Source organism: Leptolyngbya sp. UWPOB_LEPTO1, from assembly GCF_017302695.1.
GTDB lineage: Bacteria > Cyanobacteriota > Cyanobacteriia > Leptolyngbyales > Leptolyngbyaceae > Leptolyngbya > Leptolyngbya boryana.
The window spans coordinates 35,902-53,622 of record NZ_JAFLCJ010000006.1 but is presented as its reverse complement, the minus strand read 5'-3'; the positions used below and the strand labels follow the sequence as shown (position 1 = coordinate 53,622).

Sequence of the window (17,721 nt, the reverse complement as noted above, 5' to 3'; positions counted from 1 at the left end):
TTGATTACGATATCAACTCTCAACATCTTTCAATTTTTCTGTCAGCCACTGCCGTAACAGTGCAACTTTGTCCTTACCTTCTCTCGCTGCATAAACAGAGAATCGACGATGCAAGGATTTAGGTAGATCCGCAGTGAAGCGGATCATTTCTTCTTTTGTAGGTTCTGCTTCACTCATCTGGGGATCGTCCACACTGGCAAGTTTTCATACCGCTCCAGGAGCAACCGCAATCTGGACAAGCGTTCTCTAGCTTTTCTTCGTGCCACCATTTTTCAGGTTGGCTTAGCCCAGTGAGTCGGTATAGCCAAGCATCATCATTCTGTCGATACCAAATTGCTTCGATCGTTCCTCCCTGCTGAATCGGAACTACCCAAGCCGGATCGCCAAAATCAAACTTATGATCTGGAAATAGAGGACGGGTCGGGCGCTGCATAGGTGCTTTTATTGCTGGCTGAAGGGATAGTTCCTGACTCAATCGTCTGTTCATAAATTTCTTTTCTTAAAAGTCTTTCAAAGACAGGCAGACACGGACAGGCTTCACAAGTCGGGTGAGAACCAGGTCGATTACATCCACATACGGGTGACCAATCTTCTAAAACCCTGTGAACGGCTGAGCGATATCGGGCTGCGGTTTGTTGTAGAAGAGAAGCAAGTCTCAATGGAACTCCAGAATACTTAGGATAGAGGAAATTTGCTGACGAACAAAGTGTGCGATAAAGCACTGATGTCTACATGCCTGTAAAATTGGATAGGGGTAACATAGCCTTAGTTACTTCCTCATCAGGATTATATTATTAGATAATATATTATACGAAAATATAATCCTAAATTATTGGATCTTGTAATTTGTTAGAGGTTCAAGTAAAAGATTGTTGAATCTGGGTATGGTTGGTATGCCAGAGGTTTATCGATGACTCCTGTAAAGTAGGTCTATGAGCAATGAAGTTCGCGAATGCGTTTAGGGAAACATTGTTTCGGTTTGATCTGACCGGACTTGAAATTGCTGAAAAAACTGGTTTAACTACTACACAAATCAGCCACTTCCGTAATGGAGTGAAAAATCTAAGGGTTGACAGCATAGAGAAAATCTTGGATGTTTTAACTCAAGAACAGCGCGAATACATGCTGAATCTGGTTGCTAAAGCCTATATGGATGAAACTATCGCTCCTGCAACGAAACAGGAAGAAGAGTAGGTTTAGTTTCAGTTCACGATCAGTCTAAATCTCGTCCCTTGTTATTCGTCCCTTGTCATCGGCAGGGGATTTTTTATTGTGCGATCGTCACTTTCCCTTTCCGTGATTATACAAAAGTATAATAGATTATATTTTCCTATAATCTATTCATTCTAAATGGAAACCCATCACATGAACACTTCTCAAGAGGTTGCTGTGAAATTGACGATCGAAGATATTCGCTATGCCCGTCATATTGATCTCGCGGCTCTGACTGGGTTTGGAGCGAGTGATTTTGCGGCATGGACAAAATCGAGAGGGCTATCAGAACGAAGCTTAAACGTGCTTGCTGAACGGCTGGGAATGGAGAAGATAGACCTGCTCAAGGGTCTGGAATTAAGAAGAGAAGATGCTGCGACCGCTCGAAAAGTTCAGGAACGAGTTAAGCAGCTCATTGCTACTGAGAAAGCAGCTTCTTAATCCCCCAAGCGTTTTGACCTTCAAAAAGTAAACGCCCTACCTGTTTAGAGCAGATAGGGCACAAGTAACTTGTTTCTAAACTATGAATACTCAATCTTCGCCTACTCATCCGGCATCTAGCCAGGGTGAGAAATCTTCACTGTCTGTAGTAAATCACACACAGCCTTCATTCAGTCTGATCACGACTTCAGAGGTGCAAGATGTCTAAGCACTATCCTCTGACTGCTGAACTGGCTGAAACGCTTCGTGCTGCCAAATTAACCGCTGCTGAATGGCGACTCTGGAGCTACCTTGTCACGATCGATCCCTTTGGTGAACATTACCAAGACCTCGATCTATTAACCATATTGACAGAATGCAATCTCTCTAAACCGACGTTTTATAGAGCGATCGCACGATTTCAAGAACTGGGGTTATTCGATACTCAACCTGCCAAGATCGCTTTCCGCAACTTAGTCGGAGCTAGAAAACTTTTGACAGAAAATAGTCTCAAAAATGAGACAGAAGTTTCAGAAATGAGAAAGCAGTCTCAAAAACGAGACTCCAGTATCAAAAATGAGAAAGTCGTCTCAAATTTGAGAAAGTCGTCTCAAAAACGAGAAAATGAAGCGCTAGAACCCGCACCAGATATAGATTCTGGATCGCCTCATATAGATCAGACTAATCAAACTGATCCATCTCTCTCTCAGATCCCAGAAGCAGAGAGAGAGAAATTTGAAAAGTTTTGTAAGAAGAAAATAGAAGAATTACCAAAGCGCCCAACCTTACCGAAGCGATGGATCGAAGCCCACCTCAAAACGTTGTGGGATCAGTTCCAAATTGAGCGTTCCGGCGCTCCTGTGCCCGATATTGACTGGTCAGTACATCCGCTCCAAAACGAGTACCTTGCAGCCTTAAATCATGAGGGGTTGGGTTGGATCGGGTTATGCAGTGATCAAGCTGAGAAGCGAAAGCGCAGATCGTTCTATGAATGGGCGCAGCAGCAAGGCTTGTATTAGGGAGGATTCATCATGGCTCAACTCCCTCAATTTCCCAGAGAACCGATTTCTTCTCCAGAGCAACAGCACGATCGTCAAATGTGGCGACCGGAATGGACTTGTTTTTGCTGTGAAGACAGTGGCTTCATTGCAAGTAGTTTGATGACGCTGATCGTCCCGGATTACCGACCAAATGAGGATAAGTTACCGCTTTGCCAAAACTGCTCGGCTGGAAACTGGGTGCAGGGATCATCGCCAGGAGTTTCGGGAACGATTGATTGGCGGTTTAAACGCGAGATCTGTGCCGAACTCGATCGCATCAATCGAGAGCAGTGGCGCATTACGTTGCGGAACCAGTTTGAGGCGAGACAGCAAGCTTTGACGAAAATTCAGGACTTGACTCAGCAAATGAATTTGAGGAAGCGCGATCGCACTTGGCAAGAGATTCAGAAGGCTGAACAAGATCATCAGCAAGTGATTCTAGAACCGGATGTCGATCAAGCTGAGAATCCAGAGGGAGCGGTATGAATTATCGTCTTTCTTCTGTGTGCGAATCACCTGCGGAATATGAATCACTGCCTGATCAGAAGTCGGTTGAACTGGCTGGACATCAGCGCGACTCAACCCGGTTGCAACTGAATCTCTTTGATCAGGAGGAGTCGGAATTGTCCCCAAATGGACACGCTATACAAAGAGTGCTGGGGGGTGAGGATGACACTATAAGACCCCCCAGCACACATTCTTGTGGGTGGATCGAGTTTCATACGGTGCGACGTAAGCGGAAGAATGGGGATATCTGGGAGACGAAACAGCCTTGGTTGCACTGGGAAGAGAAGGGACAGAAGCGATCTCGCTATATTCCCAAGGCGAAGTATGCGGATGTGGAGAATTCGGTTTATGGGATGCGATCGCCGATTCAGGAGACGTTGAGACTGTTGGAGAAAGGAACGTAAGTAAAGTGACATCGTTCACTTTGTATGATGCTAACAAGCATGTTCGGTGAACTATCCAGCGAACTGTTCGGTTGCTTAAAATGATACTGGTCGCGCCGCTTATTGCCTAAAAGCAGAGTGATAAGTGGAACTTCTTCAGTGTCAGAAACCATGACTCAGATACCCACCTCTCGCGTTGAACCAGCCAATCGCTTTCCAGACTGTGTTTTCATGAAATTACATAACGAACCTCTTTATGAGAAAAAACGTTCACCGTTAGTAACAATTTCTACTCAGTATCAAAGTGGCGATTGTAGAAAAGTTGACCTAAAACTTACAATTCGGTTTGGTAGACACGAAATAAAAACGCCTAAATTAGGCAGTAGTGTTCAGTTTGGCTTGCGAGGCGGTGAGCTTAAGTTGAAGCTTGAAAATGGCGAAATGCCACTGGAAACAATGGGACTGAAATCTGAGTTTGCGACTGAAATTGAGATAGAAACCGGGTGGGAAACTGGGCGGGAAATCGAAGCGCACCTTGCAATGTCAGGAGGGCTGAAAGACAAAGGAACTAGCAAACAGAGCGACAAGGTGAAGCGTAAAGTGTATCAGTGTCGTACTAGAGGAGATGAAACGAATCCAGTTTGGGTATTCGAGGCAAAAACTGGAGAGCAAGGTATTCTCGAAGGTCAACTGACACAGGAGCGATTAGGAATAGTCGAGATAGCCGATGAAATTTGTTATGTAAAAGCAACATTTCAAATTAGAATGCAGTCCGACTTATACTTAATTGAATCAGGCGGTCTTCTGGGCGCGAGTAATTTAAGCCGTAACAAGTCAGCGTTTATTGAACGGGCTTTCTTCCAACAGTTTGTTGAAAGAAAACTACAGCCACACTTAAGTCAAGTGGAGATGCAACTATGAACGAACAGGAGTTCGAGATTGAGGAACGAGAGTTTCAAGAATTTCAAAAATTTCAAAAGTTCGTTCGACAAGTTGAACAAGCGGATACTGATAACTTCTGTGAGCTAGCAAAACTTTTTGGTCGAAATCTGAAAACAGACTTTATTGGAGCAGACTTAAGTGAAACTAACTTGAGATATGCCGACCTCAGGGGTGTTAATTTTAGTGGCACCAACTTGAGTGGTGCAAATCTCAATGGTGCTACTTTGGAAGGAGCTAATCTTACAGGTGCTAACCTTAGAAGTGCTGGTCTCGTTGATGCAAATCTCGCTGATGCAATTTTCAGTTATGCCGTTCTCACCTGTGCTGCTCTTCGTTGCGCTAATCTCAACAATTCCGCTTTTATTCAGGCTGATCTTAGCGGTATAGACCTCGGTGGTGCTGATCTAAGTAATGCTAGATTGACCTGTGCTGATCTCACTTGCGCCAATCTAAAAGGGGCAAATTTCATACACACTGACTTAGCAGGCGCAGATCTTAGTGGTGCTAGTCTTAGCGAAGCTAAACTCGTTAATGTAAATCTTCAAGATGCAAATCTTAGAAGAGCAGACCTCCGTGGTGTTAATCTCACATCTGCAAATCTAAGTGGTGCAAACTTGAAAGACGCAACCATAGATGAGAAAACAGGTATAGATCCTAAGTGGTATCTGGTTCATCAACTGGTCAATCACAATGAAGTAGGTAGGAAGCTTCTCACGCAATATCAAGGTAGATTGGGAACCGGAGGAATACTACGAAAAAGCAGAAATTTCAGCACTCCACGCGGATTGGATTTAAGTGGAGCAAATTTGAGTGGAGTGAATCTTAGTCAAACCATCTTAGAAAGAGCAGATCTAACTGGGGTAAATCTGAGCGGAGCGGATATTAGTGCAGCAACTCTCAAAGATGCAATTCTCAAAAACGCAATTCTCAAAAATGTGAATCTCAAAAATGCAATCCTAGAAAATGCGATTCTTGAAGGTGTAGATTTCACAAACGTAGATTTGAGAGATGCGATCGTTGAATCCGCTCAGCTTGGTGAAGGGCTAGGACTTTCCGAAGCTGAAAAGCGTGACTTACAGCGACGAGGCGCAATTTTTAACGACTCTTTGGGAGATCGTGAATCAGCTTTATCGCCGATGAGAAGGTGAATTCTCTATCCCTTTCACCCAGAATTATGTCTGAGATTCTGCCTCAATTCACACGCGAAGAACTGAAAGATTGGCAGCAACGATTAGAGGAAGGCGATCATCACAACATTCTTTGTCATTGCTGGGAGTGAGATTGTAAGCGGGTCGCTTCTGCATTAGAGGCTTATGTTTGTGGTACAGAATGTGGAGAGTATTGCTTGTTGGCAGTTTCCGAATGATTAGGAAGTGCGATTGTGATGTCTTAAAATTGAGAACCTAGAAATTGTTCATAGTTGTTAAAGACCACTCTTAAGAATTGAGTTCCGTCTTGATGAAGTATTTGAAGATGGTGGGATTGAGAGAGCTAAAATGGCAAAGAACCGAAAGCAATTGGAGCTGCTTTTACAAGGAGTGAATGATTGGAATCATTGGCGACAAGAAGAGCCTGATGCAAAAATAAATCTCCGTTATGCAGATCTCAGTAACGTCAACCTTCATAGCGTTAATCTCAATGATGCAAACCTTAGTTACATAAGATTTATTAGTTCAAACCTTCGTAATGCAAACTTTCGTAATGCAAACCTTCGTAATGCAAACCTTCGTAATGCAGACCTGAGTGATGTAAATCTTGATAGTGCAGATCTTCGTGGCGTGTATCTAAATGATGCAAATCTTCGCGGTGCAAATCTTCGCGGTGCAAATCTTCGTGGTGCATTTCTAATTAAGGCCAACCTCTCTGGTGCAAATCTTAGTTATGCGGATCTTCGTTCAGCGAAAATCTCCGATGCAAGCTTTTGTGGTGCGAATCTTGTCAATGCTTGCCTTGTAGATGCTAATCTTTGTAATGCTATCTTTTACAAAACAAATCTTTGCAAAGTAGACTTTTCGAGAGCGAAAGTTTTGAACACAAACTTGAGTCAAGCTACTCTGACTCAAGCTTGTATTGAAGACTGGAATATTAATAGTTCGACTAATCTTTCGGATATCGTTTGTGATTATGTGTATCTAAAACAGAATCAGCAAGAACGCCGTCCTAGTAACGGTAGTTTCAAACCTGGAGAATTCGCCCTTCTAGTTCAAAAAACTCTCGAAACCGTTGATCTAATCTTTGTCGATGGTATCGACTGGCAAGCCTTCTTCCAATCCTTTCAACAACTACGATCGCAATACGAAGATATTTCTATTCAGGCGATCGAAAAGAAGAGCAGTGATGCCTTTGTCATTCGTTTAGAAGTGCCGCCAGAAGCAGATAAGGCAGCGATCGAGAGTCACGCAAAAGAACTCTATGAAATGAAGTTACAGCTACAAGAACAACGCTATCAAGCCGAATTGCAAGCCAAAGACGGACAGATTTCGCTGTACCAGGAACAACTCGAATTTCATCGACAAAACAACACAAATTTAATGGAGATTGTCAAAACAATGGCTGAGAAAGAGAACCAACCTACTCATCAAACGATCATCAATGCTCAAACTATCGGTGCAACCCATAGCGGAAGCGGCGACATTACCAACTTCACCCAAAACATCAATAGCAACATCAACGACATCACTACCTTGATTGATGCTCTCCGGAATACAGCACAAACTTTCCCAGACGAACAACGTCAAGAAGCATTAGAGCATTTGGGAGATGTGGAAGAAGGCATTCGCCAGCCAAATCAAGTCAAGCCTCATCGTGTCAAAGCTGCTCTCGCTGCTCTACTCGCGATCTCAGGAATGGTCGCAGCAACTACCGATTTCAGCAACAACGTATTAGAAATCGGAAATAAACTTGGTATTGAGTTGATTCAGCCACACTCGAAGTAATTTCACAATCGTCAAAAAGAGTGCTGGGGGGTGATAAAGTAATAGTCATCTTGTACTACCCTTAAGCGATGGACGGGATTCGCAAAATCATTCACGTCGATATGGATGCGTTCTATGCCTCCGTCGAGCAGCGAGATTATCCCCAATATCAAGGGAAACCGATCGCGGTTGGCAGTTCTCCGACTCAACGTGGGGTCGTCTGTGCTGCAAGTTATGAAGCAAGAGTTTTCGGAATTCACTCGGCAATGCCGTCTAAACTTGCGATCCAGCGTTGTCCTCATCTCATCTTTGTCAAACCTCGCTTTGAAGTCTATCGAACTGTTTCTGAGCAGATTCGCGCCATCTTTGAGCGCTACACCGACCTGATCGAACCTGTCGCACTAGATGAAGCTTACTTGGATGTGACAGAAAGCAAATCAAGTTTGCCTTACGCCAGTGCGATCGCTAGAGAGATCAGAGCTTCTATCCAACAAGAAACAGGCTTAACTGCTTCTGCGGGAGTATCCTTCAACAAGTTCTTAGCGAAGATGGCAACGGGGATGAACAAGCCCAATGGATTAACCGTGATTCTGCCGGATCAAGCTGAGGAGTTAATTGAGCAACTTGCGATCGAGAAATTCCACGGGATCGGCAAGGTGAGTGCAACGAGAATGCGAGAACTGGGCATTTGTACTGGAGCAGATTTGAAGCAACGCTCTGAAACGGAATTGGTGCAGAAGTTCGGCAAAATGGGACATCACTACTTCAAAATTGCGCGAGGGCAGGATGATCGCATGGTGGAAGCGAACCGGGTTCGTAAATCGTTAGGTGCAGAAACCTCGTTTGCTCAGGATTTAACCGATCGTGCCGTGATGCTTCATGAACTCGAAACGATCGCTCAGGATGTGTGTCACCGTCTAGAGCAACATCAAGCTAAGGGACGCACTCTTACGCTGAAGGTGAAGTTTGGCAACTATCAGCAGATTACACGCAGTCGAACGCTCTTAAGTCCGATTTGTGAGATGGGAATCGTTACCTCTTTGGCGCAGGAGTTGTTTGAAGCGGTCGATTTAGAAGGGCGAAGTGTGCGGCTGTTAGGAATTTCGCTCTCGAATTTGGGGAGTTCCCATTTGGAGTCTGAGACGCAATCATCATTAGTACAGTTAGCTTTGTTTTAGCGCCATGCCAGAGATTCAAGACAATTCACACTCGAAGAACTGAACAACTGGCAGCAACGATTAGAGGAAGTCGATCTCCAACCATATCTGAAAACAAAATGAGAGAATCGACTCCTGGGGCAGCGCAGCTTTTACAATCTGAACTTAGCCTGTCTCTGAATGGGTGCTTCTTTTTGATGAGTTCAGGACATTTCCGATGAAAAGCAAGTGTCTCAAATACATTACTCGAACTGTAAAAATAGCGCTTCTCCCGATCTCAATCTTCTTCGTTCTGGAGCAAGCAGTTTCAGCCGAAACTTTAAATACCCCTAATTTCACCGTGACAATCACGCGAAACTGTCCAGAAGGATATGTAACTTGCGATGATGTCACTTACATGGGAACCAATCGCCAAACCAAGCAATCAATTCGTCTAAAAGGTCAGACTCAACATACTCTTTGTGCAGATGGGGTCACGCCCTGCGCGTTTTTGGGCTACGTATTTCATAACGGGAATTATCACTATTTTGTCTCTCGCTCAGGAGATTTACAGGTTTATGAAGACGAGAAACTGATCATGGAAGAGCGTGGAACTTGGAGTGAGCCATAAATTCCAATAACTACAGCATCCAACAGGATAAAGAGCGTAGTGATGATGGGAATGTTCAAGCACTACAGAACTGGGATGGCAGCCTACGATCGCTGTCACCTGCCCACAATTCGATCGCAGTGGTCAGCATTCACGGCAGAACTGAAAGAATTCATCTCTGAGCCGAGTTTAGATGAGGCTTCGGATGTATTGCACTCCTTTGGTCGGCTGGTTTGGAAGCTGACAGGTATTCCGCTTCAGTGGTTGGCTTATCCAACGGTGAAGAAACATGGAGAGCGATTCGCGGAAACGGGTTGTATTCGCAGCAGTCGGAATTGTGAGGGGCGATGTTGCGATCGTAGTTATTAATTGATGACAAAGAAACCTGAAATGCTTAGGGAATTCGCTGTATCAGTACTGTGAGTATGAAGTCACCATATCCCGACGATGACGCAGCAAAAGCCCCCAGAATCGACGAATAATCAGTATTCTCAACCAGAGCCACCATCCTTTGTGCAGCTTCGAGAGCAATCGTCACCACTTCAAAAATTTTGGAACTGGACAGGCTTCAAGGAAAGGAAGCTGTGGGACGTGTTGCAGTTGTTGATCGTGCCGACTGCTCTGGCGATCGGTGCGTTCTATTTGCAGGAAACGTCGAAACAGAGAGATTTGGAGATTGCCCAGGCGAATCGGGAAAAGGATCAGCAGATTGCAGACGATCGAGCAAAGCAGGAAGTTTTGAATCGCTACTTTGATCAAATATCAACATTGCTGTTTGAAAGCCAACTTCGGACAGCAAGGCAAGGGGATGAGGTTCGTACTGTGGCAAGAGCGAAGACTTTGGCTGCATTACGTCATCTAGACAGAGATCGCAAAAGTGATTTGATTAGATTTTTATGGGAATCAAAACTAATTGATGTAAAAAATTCAGTTATCAGTTTGGAAAGTGCTGATTTAACAGGGATAGACTTAGCCGGAACAATTCTAAGTAGAGTGAATCTGAGCCGGACAAATTTGAGCGGAGCAAAATTGAACGATTCCAATTTAACTGGAGCGAACTTAGCTGGAGCGAATCTAGATAACGCAGACTTAAGCGGCTCAAATTTGACTGATGCCAATTTAAGGGTGGACTTAGATTCTGTAGTAAGTGAGAAAAGCCCGCGTGGGGAGGTTTTGCGCGGAGTCCAGCGAGCAGTGCAGCACAGTGAGAATAAGCAATCAGGTAGCATTCAGATCATCTTCCCTGGCGCAAATCTCACAGATGCTTTCTTATGCCAAACTACGATGCCTAACGGCACAAAGAGCGATCGCGACTGTGACAAACTCAAACCTAAGAAATGAGCTTTAATGGCTGCTGACCCTAGCATGATTAACAATCCCAACGATATGAGCGAAACCGAATTTCATCCCTGCCCCATCTGTTCAACCCTCACACCACATTGGGCACGATACCCAAAATCAGTTTGCAACAATTGTTTCGATAAAGCTTGTGACGATCAAGGGCGAAAATTGGGCTTCTGTAACGTCTCATTCAGTGGTGGATTCAAAGCAGTAGTCGAGGAAACTGGCGAGGAGAATGAAAACCACATCTGCTACATCGAAGGCGTAAAGTGCTGGGCAGATGAAGCGCGGTTTGGTGGAATTGTGATCCAGCCCTTTGAAGGTTGAAAACCATCACGCTACTGCTGAGGAACGCGATCGCGGATAAAGTGAGGGTGAGATCGCGCTCCTGATTGTTTCAAAGCACTAGCCCGCAAAGTAACCTGTTCCCCGATAGGTCAAGGGCTGACGTTGCGATGTTGCAAGTTGAGGAGCCACGGAATTTGGCTGATATTTGACTCCTCGGTAAATAAGGGTCGGGTTGGAGGGAGCCACTTGAGCGCTGGTGGAGTTGGAGTCGTAAGAGCAGCCACGATATTTCAATTGCATGATAGATCTCCTTGGGGGTAAGTAGAGGAATGAAAGAGAGCAAAACTCAGAGGGTGTTATCGCTCTCTTGATTAATTCCACGATGAAGTTCTGAAATTTATGCAGCTAGTTTGGAAATCTGCGAGATCGCTTCTCTTCTGTCGATCCTTCCCACCCATCGGGCACTTTGACAGCAGCAGTTTTGTACTATCTCATGCTGTCGATATACGAACAAACCAAACAGGGACGAGGAACGCGATCGCGCATTCTGGCAATTCTCAATGAGACAGACGGACTTACCCGCAACGAATTAGTTAAGCGATCTAGACTGACCTATGAACAGGTACGACGACAGACCCGAAACTTACATATTGCCGGAGTGATTGAGTCTCGCTCAGTTGAGGGAGAGCGACGATACTATCTGAAAAAGTCGTCTGCTTCACCTGTATTGGTTGGGTTGCTTCTGCTCATGTGGTTGCCAGTTTTGCATTCAACGATCGAGATAGAGCCTATTAAGATATCTCCTTATGATCAGCGGGATTCTTAATTGGGATTGAGAATTAACTGTAAATAATTACAGTGAGAAAGATTGACCTGAGCAATTTCAATTTTGGAATATTTCGATCTGCGATCTTCATAAAATCTTTATGGGGGCTGACCGGAATTCCGGTAGAGTCTCGGACAGAAAACTTTCTACGGAGTTCGCATAATATGCACAGTTGATTCAAAAGTTTTCCGCTATGACTGACCAGAATTCCGCCGCTGTTGACCAGAATTCCACTACTGAGATGCAGTACCGACCGGACGAAGTTCAACGAGAATTTGATATCAAATCTGCTCAGTATTACGAGCGATTAAAGTTTCTCGGCATCAAAGCTCACAAGGATGAAAAAGGAAAGGCTTACCTCGACCAATCGCAATTTGATCGAATGAAGCGACTCGATCAACACATTCGAGAAACGGGCGAAATGGATGGATTTATTGATAGTGAAGGTGGAGAACTTGCACCTGTAAATTCTGCTAATCTCGCAGCAGTAGAAGGTAGCGACCTGGCAGAACCGATCGCAGCAGTAGAAGAACCAACGATCGAGAATGGTTTGGGCAAGCAAATCTTTCGAGCAGCCGCTGAATTGAAGGCTTCCGAATTGGCAATGATTCCGCAAGTCGTTCGAGAAGTCGCGAACCGGATGACCAAAGACGATTTACCTGAAGACCTTAAAGCGAAAGTCGAACGTACCGAGGAGGCAACTCGCCCAAATTTTCATCCAAGCGCGATCGCGGACAAGTTACTCGATCAAATGCGCCAGAGCCGACAAGTGGCGTAAATGATGATGCTCTAAATAAGGTGTGTGCTGTGGTCGAATCCGGTCACAGCGTTCTTGTGCTGGGAGAAGCGGGATCAGGAGTCGATGATCTCGCTATTTCCGTTCGCGAACTCTTTGAAGGTCAGTTCACCTGCGCGACTGAAACCTATAAGGGCACGACGAAAATCTTCTTCAAGTCGTTGGCTGAACAGGTTGGATGTCCGACTGAAATCGAGGTTGGCGAGGGCAAGTTCAAGCCGATGAGCGTCGATGAGATGAAGGATGAAATTCTCTCGAATGCTTCCGATGATTGGCTGTTCATTCTGCCTGAAGCGAAACGACTTCCCGCGAGTATTCGGTACTGGTTGGAAGATGCGATCGCGTCTGGTGTAAGAGTTGTCGCGTTTAGTCCGATTAATCCCGGTCGCGATGTGTTTTTGCGAATGTTAGAAGTTGAGCTAGAACTGCCCTCAGACGCTCATATTCGCGATGTGATGACATCAGAGGCGCAGAGACTCGGATTGCAGATTGATCAGTCGAGAATCGCAGAATTGCAGCCACTTGCGGGACGGAATCCGATGATTGCCAGGAAGGTGATTCAGCGCGAGAAGTTGGGAGTGAGACAAGAAGTGCAGCACACTCAATACATTGTGATCATGCCGATTATCTTGGCAGCGTTGTTTAGTTTCGCGATCGTCCGTTTCATCGGACTGGGGACGAACAATAAGGGACTGTACATTCTCGGTGGGATCAGCCTCACCGTGGGAATGGGACTGAAACAATTGGGACGGGTACAGGGTGCGAGGAGGAAGTTAGGGCAGTGAGGAAAGTACCTACTGCCCCTTAGAACGCTTAGTAATTAAGCTGGCTTGATCCTCCTGAATTATCGTTTACTAACCTTGATAAGCAATGCAATCGAGAGCGATGTTGTTTTGATGAGAAATGCAATAGCAAGGATTAGCGTTGTAGCTGAATCCGCTTGGATAGGTTGGGATTGAGCAGGCTCAGCAGGGACTTGAAAATAGGCTTGTGCTGTTGTAGTAGACATTGAAGCTTTCTCCTAAATCACGAACGTTTAGATGCTTTTAATGTCTTCTGGATTTTGTAATAGTGGTACTTGTATGGCGTGTGACTTCTGTTTGCGTTGTGGATGATTTCTGTTTGCTATGCTTTAGAGAATAAATACTGTAATTTTTCTTTTTACCCAGGAAATGGTTGAGTCATCACTGCAAGCATCTCAAGACGGTATTGAGTTAGCGAGGAAAGCATTTATAGGAACGTCGTTAACTCAAGAACAATTGGCAATCCGATTGAACGTGAGCCGACAGCCAATTAGCAAGTTTTTTAATGGAAAGCCGATTACGCGAGGCCTATTTGTGCAAATTTGTCAGATGCTCAAGCTGGACTGGCAAGAGGTGGCCTGTGTTCAACTCATTAAAGCTGATGGAGATATTGATCAAAGAGTTCGAGAACTCCGTGAATTAACACGAGCGAGTATCTATGAGCAATGTAATATGATGCGCGTTTTGGATATGGAGCAGCCAGTTAGATTGAGTGCTATATATACTAACGTGAATATTTTAGACAGAATGACCGGACGACGGCGTTTAACTATTTCAGATCTTCTAGAACAGTACAGCGTTGAAGATTTCGAGCGATTCGGACTAGCAACAATTTGGGAAGCACGAGTAGATGGGCTAGAGGCAGTAGAACGACACGATAAATTAATGGTTCTAGGCAAGCCAGGATCAGGAAAGACTACATTTTTGAAACGACTAGCAATGTTATGTATTGACGAGGAGTTTCAAGCAGATCGAATTCCTATTTTTGTTTCATTAAAGGCATTTGCAGAAATACCTCGACAGCCCCCATTATTTATATATCTATGTAACCATATTTCTCATAATCAGGGTGGTGATCAGTTAAGTAGAGTTTCGCATAAATTACAAGCTGCTTTAGCGGCAGGACAAGTCCTTATTCTCTTGGATGGTTTAGATGAGGTGAAAGATGTAGACAGCCAACGTATAATTAATGAAATTCAAGAGTTTGCAAAAAGATATCATCGTAATCAGTTCGTTATTACCTGCCGAATTGCAGCGCGAGAATATGCTTTTGAACAATTTACTGAAGTTGAAATTGCAGATTTTGACGATAAACAAATTCTTGATTTTGTCACAAAGTGGTTTAGGACTAAAGATAATCCAGCAAAGATAAAGAACTTTTTAGAAAAGCTAGAAAATCACAATCGAATTAAAGAGTTAGCGACAAGCCCATTATTGTTAACGCTATTATGCTTAGTCTTTGGAGAATCGACAGATTTTCCAGAAAATCGCTCTGAGTTATACGAAGAGGGATTAGATGTACTGCTAAAAAAGTGGGATGCAACACGCAATATTGAGCGAGATCGTGCATATAAAAAACTTTCTCGACAGCGCAAGGAAGATTTGCTTAGCTATCTTGCATTCACTTTTTTTGAACAGAATGAATATTTTTTTAAACAACGCAAAGTAGTCGATCAGATTATTGAGTTTATTTGCAATGCCCCGAATATTACTTCTGATGAAATGACTTTAGAACTTGATGGAGTGGCGGTTCTGAAGTCAATCGAAGCACAGCATGGATTACTTATTGAACGTGCTCGGGGTATCTATTCGTTTTCTCATCTTACTTTTCAAGAATATTTTGTAGCAAGACAGATTAAAGAGCAACGAAGCGATGCTCTGCTAGAAGATTTGTTGAGTCATATTACTGAAAAACGTTGGGGAGAGGTATTTCGGTTGACCGCAGAAATGTTACCTAATGCTGATCAGTTCTTTATCTTGATGAAATGCAGGATTGATCAGATTTTGGCAGGTGATAGAAAGCTGCAACAATTTATGATTTGGGTGCAAGGAAAGTCGCAATCGGTTAAGACTTCATATAAACCCACAGTGGTGCGAGCATTTTATTTTACCCTTGCGCTCTCCCTAGCTCGTAAGCTTGACCCTTCTCTAGCTTGTGAACTTGCTGACGATCGTGCTCGTGACTCTGCTCGTGAGCAAGCTCGGGGATTGGCCCAAGTACTTGCCGATAAACTTGCTCGAAATCGAGACTATGCCCGTACATTAGTTCGTGATCTGAGTCTTGCCCGTGACCCCGTTGATGATTCTACTCATACTCAAGATCCTCCTTCTGCAACCCGTGCCCGGGCCAAACATCTTGTGGCTGAGCTTGAGTCTACTCAAGCACTTGCCAATGATCTTAAATCCACTCTCGACCTTAATCTTAAACTCAATTTCAATCTAGGTCTTGATTTTGGTCTTTGCCATAACTTTATCCTAAATCTTGCTGTTTCTTTCCCAGACTGTGACCTTGTTTACGCTCTTGACAAGGTATCTAGCATAGAATTCGACCTTGACTGTGCTTTCTCCAATGTTTGTGCTCTTGCTCGCACTCTAGATCTCGACGAAAGGTTCTCTCTAGAACGTGCTCGCATTCGCGATCTTGCTCGTGCTCTCAATCTCGATCTTGCTCGCACCTTAGATGCCTCCTTCATTCAGGATCTGGATTATAGCCAGACTTCCGATGTTGCTCTCCCCCTTAATCGAGCGCTTGATTTGTCAGGCGCTCGCGATCTTGCTCGTGATCTTGCTCTTGCTTTTGCCCTTGATCGTACCCGTGCGCTTGACCTTGCCATCGATTTGGATCTTGATTTAGCTCTTTCTCTTGCCCATGCTCTCGATTTGGAGCCTGAGTTCAGTCGTGAATTAATAAATTTGAAGCAGGAATTACCAGATTTTTATCAGGGTGATCGTAAAGAACTAGCACAATGGTGGTCAAGGAGAAGTTTGCCTTGGATTCAGCAACTAAGGCACGTCATAATTGAGAATCGCAACTTTGGTCATGACTGGCAATTCAATAATGTGCAGCTAGAGAAGTTACGTCAATATTATGATGCCAGTAAGCTCATGATTGATTGCCTCAACACTGATTGTTATGTGGATCGAAAGTTGCGGCGAGAGATCGAAGAAACCTTGCTGCTACTAACGTATGACGCAGAGCAAAATTAGGAAAGGTAAATAACTTCTTGTTTTCGGTCTGTGGGCAGCATTGATCTATATACCAGAACAGTGGCAATTCGCACTCATATCCTATGATGTCCATCACCCACGCTACGATCGCAGTAGCTGGCACATCCCTCATTCTCAGCACCGCCGACCCTCTGACATTGGGACTCGCACTCATCGGCTCACAACTTCCAGACCTCGACACCACAACTAGCACGATTGGGCAAATCTGCTTCCCTATTTCATCCTGGCTAGAGTCGCGATATCCACACAGGACAATCACTCATAGTTTTCTCGCAACTGGTCTTCTAGCCGCTATCGCACTTCCTTTCGGCTATTGGTCGGGACATCTTACAACGTCGATCGCACTGCCCCTCGGACATCTCCTCGCCTGTTTCTCAGACTGTTTCACTAAACAAGGTGTTCAGTTGTTCTACCCCTATCCCGCTTGGTGTATCAGTGTTTCCAATCCCAAGCGGCGATTGACCACGGGCGGAACAGGTGAATATTGGGTGCTGTTGATCGCTGGACTGCTCTTAGTTGTGGGACTCCATATCGGCAGCGCTGGCGGGATCACAGAAAAGCTCACCGCTTCTCTCGGTATGGTCGATGGAGCAGTCGAGGTCTATAACCAGAAATCAGCAACTCATCATGTTTGGGCAGATATTAAGGGAATTTGGGCAAGCGATCGCACCCGTGCCGATGGGAAGTACTTCGTCGTTGCCAATGAAGGTGATTCGTTCATCGTGACGGATGGCAAGGGCGGATTCTTCAAAACAGGTCAGCAGATCTTGACAGAACGGATTGCAGCGACGATCGGCAACCCTGCCACAACTCAATTACAAACGATCTCATTCATGGATGAAGAAATCGCACCGAAACTTCAAGAGATCTCAGCCTTACAGCCGAACGCTTTGATTTTGCTTAGTGGCTCGATCGTGGTGGATATGCCTGAGAATGTGAGAATTGCGATCGAGGCGAATCGGTTCCAAACGGCGAAAGTGGCGGATAAGACGGTGACGGTGACATTTCACCCGATTCAATCGGCTCTACAGCAGTTGGGTGAGCAATATGTGACGGGGACGTTGATGGTGAAGGTGATTAGTCCAAGACCGTTGTGAAGTTTTGTCTAGAGGATTGCTAGAGATCTCTGAAACCTGATCAAGCTGCTTTCCTGATCGAGTCATGTTAAGGTGTTTACCTAATCCTTTGATTGGGGATCTTAGACAGATAAAAGCGTCTTCTCTATTGGAAGAAATACAGAAGATTTCAGCCTACGATCGCTGCCGAGGGGTATT

The 17,721-nt window shown here is 44.7% G+C and carries 22 protein-coding genes; 18 read left to right on the top strand and 4 right to left on the bottom strand.

Annotated elements, in window-relative coordinates; genetic code table 11:
- Positions 1-12: 12 nt before the first annotated feature.
- Entirely contained in the window at positions 13-177 is a 165-nt protein-coding gene (locus J0L70_RS11355; RefSeq protein ID WP_287454609.1) for a hypothetical protein, read from the bottom strand.
- The gene (locus tag J0L70_RS11350; protein ID WP_287454607.1) at positions 170-433 is read right to left on the bottom strand and encodes a hypothetical protein; all 264 of its coding nucleotides are present in this window, start codon (positions 431-433) and stop codon (positions 170-172) included. Before J0L70_RS11350 ends, J0L70_RS11355 begins: the two co-directional genes overlap by 8 nt.
- 506 nt (positions 434-939) lie before the next feature.
- Between J0L70_RS11350 and J0L70_RS11345 the strand changes: the two genes are divergently transcribed.
- The 13 genes from J0L70_RS11345 (at position 940) to J0L70_RS11280 (ending at position 10,833) form a co-directional block, all read left to right on the top strand.
- Complete coding sequence (locus tag J0L70_RS11345; protein WP_287454605.1) at positions 940-1,194, top strand: helix-turn-helix domain-containing protein; 255 nt, start codon at positions 940-942, stop codon at positions 1,192-1,194.
- 171 nt (positions 1,195-1,365) lie between these two features.
- Positions 1,366-1,653 (top strand): hypothetical protein, encoded by a 288-nt coding sequence (locus tag J0L70_RS11340; RefSeq protein WP_287454604.1) that lies wholly within the window; start codon positions 1,366-1,368, stop codon positions 1,651-1,653.
- Positions 1,654-1,853: 200 nt separating this feature from the next.
- A complete protein-coding gene (locus J0L70_RS11335) occupies positions 1,854-2,651 on the top strand; it encodes a hypothetical protein (RefSeq protein ID WP_287454603.1) in 798 nt (265 codons plus the stop codon).
- Positions 2,652-2,663: 12 nt separating this feature from the next.
- Entirely contained in the window at positions 2,664-3,158 is a 495-nt protein-coding gene (locus J0L70_RS11330; protein ID WP_287454602.1) for a hypothetical protein, read from the top strand.
- Complete coding sequence (locus tag J0L70_RS11325) at positions 3,155-3,583, top strand: hypothetical protein (protein WP_287454601.1); 429 nt, start codon at positions 3,155-3,157, stop codon at positions 3,581-3,583. The genes J0L70_RS11330 and J0L70_RS11325 overlap by 4 nt, the downstream gene beginning before the upstream one ends.
- Positions 3,584-3,733: 150 nt before the next feature.
- A complete protein-coding gene (locus J0L70_RS11320; protein WP_287454600.1) occupies positions 3,734-4,483 on the top strand; it encodes a hypothetical protein in 750 nt (249 codons plus the stop codon).
- Entirely contained in the window at positions 4,480-5,652 is a 1,173-nt protein-coding gene (locus tag J0L70_RS11315) for a pentapeptide repeat-containing protein (RefSeq protein ID WP_287454599.1), read from the top strand. The genes J0L70_RS11320 and J0L70_RS11315 overlap by 4 nt, the downstream gene beginning before the upstream one ends.
- Before the next feature lie 348 nt (positions 5,653-6,000).
- On the top strand, positions 6,001-7,440 hold the full coding sequence (locus J0L70_RS32135; RefSeq protein ID WP_502711028.1) for a pentapeptide repeat-containing protein: 1,440 nt from the start codon (positions 6,001-6,003) through the stop codon (positions 7,438-7,440).
- 68 nt (positions 7,441-7,508) lie between these two features.
- The gene (dinB, locus tag J0L70_RS11300) at positions 7,509-8,597 is read left to right on the top strand and encodes a DNA polymerase IV (RefSeq protein ID WP_287454595.1); all 1,089 of its coding nucleotides are present in this window, start codon (positions 7,509-7,511) and stop codon (positions 8,595-8,597) included.
- 196 nt (positions 8,598-8,793) lie between these two features.
- Positions 8,794-9,186 (top strand): hypothetical protein, encoded by a 393-nt coding sequence (locus J0L70_RS11295; protein WP_287454594.1) that lies wholly within the window; start codon positions 8,794-8,796, stop codon positions 9,184-9,186.
- Between the two features lie 42 nt (positions 9,187-9,228).
- Complete coding sequence (locus tag J0L70_RS11290) at positions 9,229-9,534, top strand: hypothetical protein (protein WP_287454592.1); 306 nt, start codon at positions 9,229-9,231, stop codon at positions 9,532-9,534.
- Positions 9,535-9,612: 78 nt separating this feature from the next.
- Complete coding sequence (locus tag J0L70_RS11285; RefSeq protein ID WP_287454591.1) at positions 9,613-10,506, top strand: pentapeptide repeat-containing protein; 894 nt, start codon at positions 9,613-9,615, stop codon at positions 10,504-10,506.
- A 6-nt stretch (positions 10,507-10,512) separates the two neighbouring features.
- The gene (locus tag J0L70_RS11280; RefSeq protein WP_287454590.1) at positions 10,513-10,833 is read left to right on the top strand and encodes a hypothetical protein; all 321 of its coding nucleotides are present in this window, start codon (positions 10,513-10,515) and stop codon (positions 10,831-10,833) included.
- Between the two features lie 78 nt (positions 10,834-10,911).
- Here J0L70_RS11280 and J0L70_RS11275 read toward each other — a convergent pair whose 3' ends face one another.
- Positions 10,912-11,094 carry a DUF4278 domain-containing protein gene (locus tag J0L70_RS11275; protein WP_287454589.1) on the bottom strand — a complete coding sequence of 61 codons (183 nt, stop codon included), beginning with the start codon at positions 11,092-11,094 and terminating at the stop codon, positions 10,912-10,914.
- 193 nt (positions 11,095-11,287) lie between these two features.
- Here J0L70_RS11275 and J0L70_RS11270 point away from each other — a divergent pair, with 193 nt between their 5' ends.
- The 3 genes from J0L70_RS11270 (at position 11,288) to J0L70_RS11260 (ending at position 13,201) form a co-directional block, all read left to right on the top strand.
- Complete coding sequence (locus tag J0L70_RS11270) at positions 11,288-11,620, top strand: helix-turn-helix domain-containing protein (protein ID WP_287454587.1); 333 nt, start codon at positions 11,288-11,290, stop codon at positions 11,618-11,620.
- A 193-nt stretch (positions 11,621-11,813) separates the two neighbouring features.
- A complete protein-coding gene (locus J0L70_RS11265) occupies positions 11,814-12,398 on the top strand; it encodes a hypothetical protein (protein WP_287454585.1) in 585 nt (194 codons plus the stop codon).
- 29 nt (positions 12,399-12,427) lie between these two features.
- Positions 12,428-13,201 (top strand): hypothetical protein, encoded by a 774-nt coding sequence (locus tag J0L70_RS11260; RefSeq protein ID WP_287454583.1) that lies wholly within the window; start codon positions 12,428-12,430, stop codon positions 13,199-13,201.
- Positions 13,202-13,260: 59 nt separating this feature from the next.
- On the opposite strand, the gene J0L70_RS11255 is transcribed toward J0L70_RS11260, so the two are convergent.
- The gene (locus J0L70_RS11255; protein WP_287454582.1) at positions 13,261-13,425 is read right to left on the bottom strand and encodes a hypothetical protein; all 165 of its coding nucleotides are present in this window, start codon (positions 13,423-13,425) and stop codon (positions 13,261-13,263) included.
- A gap of 163 nt (positions 13,426-13,588) precedes the next feature.
- On the opposite strand from J0L70_RS11255, the gene J0L70_RS11250 reads away from it, so the two are divergent.
- Both J0L70_RS11250 and J0L70_RS11245 read left to right on the top strand, forming a co-directional pair.
- The gene (locus J0L70_RS11250; protein ID WP_287454580.1) at positions 13,589-16,426 is read left to right on the top strand and encodes an NACHT domain-containing protein; all 2,838 of its coding nucleotides are present in this window, start codon (positions 13,589-13,591) and stop codon (positions 16,424-16,426) included.
- An 83-nt stretch (positions 16,427-16,509) separates the two neighbouring features.
- On the top strand, positions 16,510-17,544 hold the full coding sequence (locus J0L70_RS11245) for a metal-dependent hydrolase (protein ID WP_287454578.1): 1,035 nt from the start codon (positions 16,510-16,512) through the stop codon (positions 17,542-17,544).
- Positions 17,545-17,721: the final 177 nt, after the last annotated feature.